This is a genomic window from Ligilactobacillus aviarius (assembly GCF_001654615.1).
Lineage (GTDB): Bacteria > Bacillota > Bacilli > Lactobacillales > Lactobacillaceae > Ligilactobacillus > Ligilactobacillus aviarius_B.
The window spans coordinates 1-3,781 of the sequence record NZ_LWUD01000015.1 but is presented as its reverse complement, the minus strand read 5'-3'; the positions used below and the strand labels follow the sequence as shown (position 1 = coordinate 3,781).

2 protein-coding genes are annotated in these 3,781 nt (G+C 36.1%); both read right to left on the bottom strand.

Features of this window, described 5'->3' with window-relative positions; all coding sequences use genetic code 11:
- A partial coding sequence (locus tag A3O17_RS02985) for a M60 family metallopeptidase (RefSeq protein ID WP_155729650.1) occupies nt 1-1,987 on the bottom strand: 1,987 nt, incomplete at its 3' end.
- Between the two features lie 427 nt (nt 1,988-2,414).
- Nucleotides 2,415-3,781, bottom strand: a 1,367-nt coding sequence (locus A3O17_RS02980) for an LPXTG cell wall anchor domain-containing protein (RefSeq protein WP_155729649.1), incomplete at its 5' end; no start/stop codon positions are given.

Sequence of the window (3,781 nt, the reverse complement as noted above, 5' to 3'; positions counted from 1 at the left end):
AAGTATTTAAGCTTGATGATTTCTTACTGCTTGAAGCAACCTTCTTGCTTGAACTATTCGAACTTGATTTACCGCTTGAGCTGCTATGTGAGCTTGAAGAACTTTCAGAATTTAAAATTACATCAGTCGAATTCATATATGCCGGATCATCAGTAACCGTTACATAATAATTAGTTAACGTATGATTATTATCAGGCAATCCTGATAATGTATATGTTCCTAGAGGCACATTATTTAAACTGCATTTTCCATCTGACCCAATTGTTAGCGTTCCATATACTTGATTTCCATTCATAATATTAATTGTCTTACCAGCCCATGAAGATGGCAAATCATAAATTGTTAAATTCAATTTACCATTAAGATTCAACGCTTTTGTCTGGTCCGGAGTTACTAATGTAAAGTTTGAATCATAAACTAAATTTGGATCAGCCTTTGCTAATTCCTGAACAACTGAATAGACCTCACTGTATGATGCTTTAGGCATTAAATACCACAAGAAGTTTACTACCTTATCTTGTTTTTGACGCGCAGCTTGTGAAAGTGGAAGCTCTGGTGTCTTTCCAATTTCAGTCATGATCGTTGTATAGTCATAGCCTTGATTTGAAGCAGCTTTAGTAATTAAATCCCAGATATTCATTAACTTACTATTTAGGTCCGTTTCTTTATTTTGAGTTGCTTCATAAACCTGTTGCCGGTCCATTTCTACTACATTTGTCCAACCCGCGTAAGTCATTTTTTCAACCATATTTTGCAATAAAATTAATCCAGCGTGTTTTCCTTTACCACCAAAGTTAGGAACAGTTTGATTCCATGACCAGTTGTCATTTACCAAAATATCATGAATTTGAGTTTCCATCTTCTCTTTATTTGACCAACCCATTCCTTCATAATTCCAAGAATATTGATCAGCCAGTTTAGTATTACCATTAAATAAAATATAGTAATACATGTAATTGCCCCAGACGTTATTTGAAACTTCACCAACATGTTGATCAGCTTCTTTTCCACCTAATTCGCGTGTCTGATAACCATGACCAGTTTCATGGAACAATTCCCAACTAGGTTGAAGCCAATTCGTATCGACAGCTGAGCTAACTTCCGTTCGTGCGTTTCCGTAATTAGCTCCCCCTGCGCCTTTAATATCAGCGGTATAAAAATATTTGCCAGGAACTAATCGATTATAAGGTTCTTTTGCATCTGTAGAAAGTCCTGCAATTTTATCATAGGTTGGATATAACACATCATCATAGAAATGAAGAACATCCATTAAATTATGACAAACATATTTCTGACCTTCTGGAACAGGATTGGGTTGACCTTGAGAATTCATCCCCATTGGTGCCTTATCCATATTTTCGACATAACTTTGACCATCAGCTGGAAGCATGATCTGAAAATCTTTTCCTTCAACTAATGCATAGCTTCCACTTTGTTTCCATTCATTCATAAATGTTGACTGATTATCATTGGTGTAACTAAATACCGGAAGTTTAGAATGCGGTCCTTGAATTTCAACATTACATGAAACTTTAGCCGACGTATCATTTGTTCTTGGAGTAAGAATAAATGGAACAAGATCAACATCATTGGCATTATCATCAATCTTTTTACCGTTCGAACTTGTTTGCGGAACAGCTGGATTCGGTGCCGTGATTGTTATAGTTGAATGTGCTGGAATTTTTTTATTAATGGTTGCAGCACTATTATTATTCAATAATTGAACCGTAAGAGTGAGATTCGAATTATTTATTAATGTGATCGTACTTCCAGGCTTCATTATATACCCCAAAGCCTGGCGGTCCTGTCCACTTCCTTTAGGTGCTTCACCAACAGGTTGTGGTGGTAACGTATACACATCTTGTGTCTCAGTTACCGAATTGGATGATGGAGTATAATCATCACTTGCAGCATTGATTTTCCCTGGGATTGTCAATGCAAATAATGAAATCAATCCAATAAGGATTAATTTAAATTTTTTCCTCATTATTCACTTATTCCTTTCCATCGAAAAAATTCCATAAAATTGATAAATATGGAAATTCTACATTTACCTTTGGATACAATAAACATCAAAGTTAATTTTAAATTTGTTTAAAGTTCCCAAAAAAATATTGTGAATATTTAGAATTACTTTGTCAAATAAATCGGCATTAATTGTTCCATATATTATGAATTTTTTACTAATGCAATCTTTTATTATCGATGATATGCCGTATATTTATTCATATAATATATACATAATTAGCGTTAACCAATCATTTTAATAATTTATTAATCAATAAATTAAAATATTCAGGTTATTAAAAATAATTTGTTAAATTATCCAATAAAATTAATTCTTTGAAATAAAAAAGCTTTAAAAACAGATTTTCTAATCTATTTTTAAAGCTTTTATTACTATTATTCAGAAATTAGTTTTTCTTTTTATCAAGAAGAACTACCCCTGAAATTGCGATCACTGCTATTCCTAAGCCAACTGCTGCGGTTGCGGCTGCTTCACCGGTTTGTGGTAAGCCTTCACCGTGACCGTTGCCATTGCCTTTACCACTCTTGTTGCCTTGAGCAGCTTGACCACCTTGGTTCGTTTGTCCACCTTGAGCGTTGTTGCCGTTGTTATTGTTGTTGCCAACAACTGCTACTTCGCCTTGGTTTGTACTGTGATTGTTATTAATTACAGTTGTGTTTTGCGTTGTTGCTGTGTTAGCTGTTGGCTTGTTGACCACACTATTGCTTTCCTTATTAGTATTCGGAATTTCACTTTGTGAATATGTGATCACCGTTGTTCCAACAGTTGTTGCTGAACTTCCGTTCACAATTTCCTTTGACCAGCTTGTTGCCGGAACGTTCATTGAACTTGATACCAACGTTGGCTTGTTGATCATTGAGCTTCCAAATGAACTTGAACCTGATCCTGTCCGCACTGCTGATGAAACTGAACTTTCAACCATTGTGTTCGTTTCACTGCTTACTGTTACAGGAACCGACTTTTCAGTTGACTTGTCAACATAACTGATCGTTGAAGTCTTTGATGGTACCTTCACACTTGTTTCAGTGTCCTTGCTTGGCTTGTTAGCTGAACTTGATTCAGTATTGACGTTGCTTGATGATTCAACTGACGATGAACTCTTTACAGGACGAGCCCCGCCACGGTGGCTCTTAGCTGTTGTTGACTTCATTGATGATGAACTTGCAACTTCTTTACTGCTTGATTCAACTGATGATACTCCACTTGAAGCCTTCTTTGATGAAGTCTTGCTTGATGACTTGATCATTGAACTCTTCTTGCTTGAAACTTCACTTGAGCTCTTTACTGAACTCTTGATTGAGCTTGACTTCTTGCTTGAAGCTTTCTTTGATGAAGCCTTGCTTGATGACTTGATCATTGAACTCTTCTTGCTTGATGCTTTACTTGAGCTCTTTACTGAACTCTTGATTGAGCTTGACTTAACGCTTGAACTCTTCAAACTTGAGCTCTTTACAGGGCGGTTGCCACCACGGTGACTCTTAGCCGTTGCTGATCTCTTTGATGATGAGTTACTTGAAGCCTTTATACTTGAACTTGATTTCGTGCTTGATGAGCTCTTAACGCTTGAGCTCTTCTTACTACTACTTGAAACCTTGCTTGAGCTTGACTTCTTTGATGATGAACTCTTTACGCTTGAAATCTTGCTTGAGCTTGACTTTTTGCTTGATGAGCTCTTCACACTTGAACTCTTTTTACTGCTTGAAGCAACTTTCTTGCTTGAGCTCTTTAAGCTTGATGATTTCTTACTGCTTG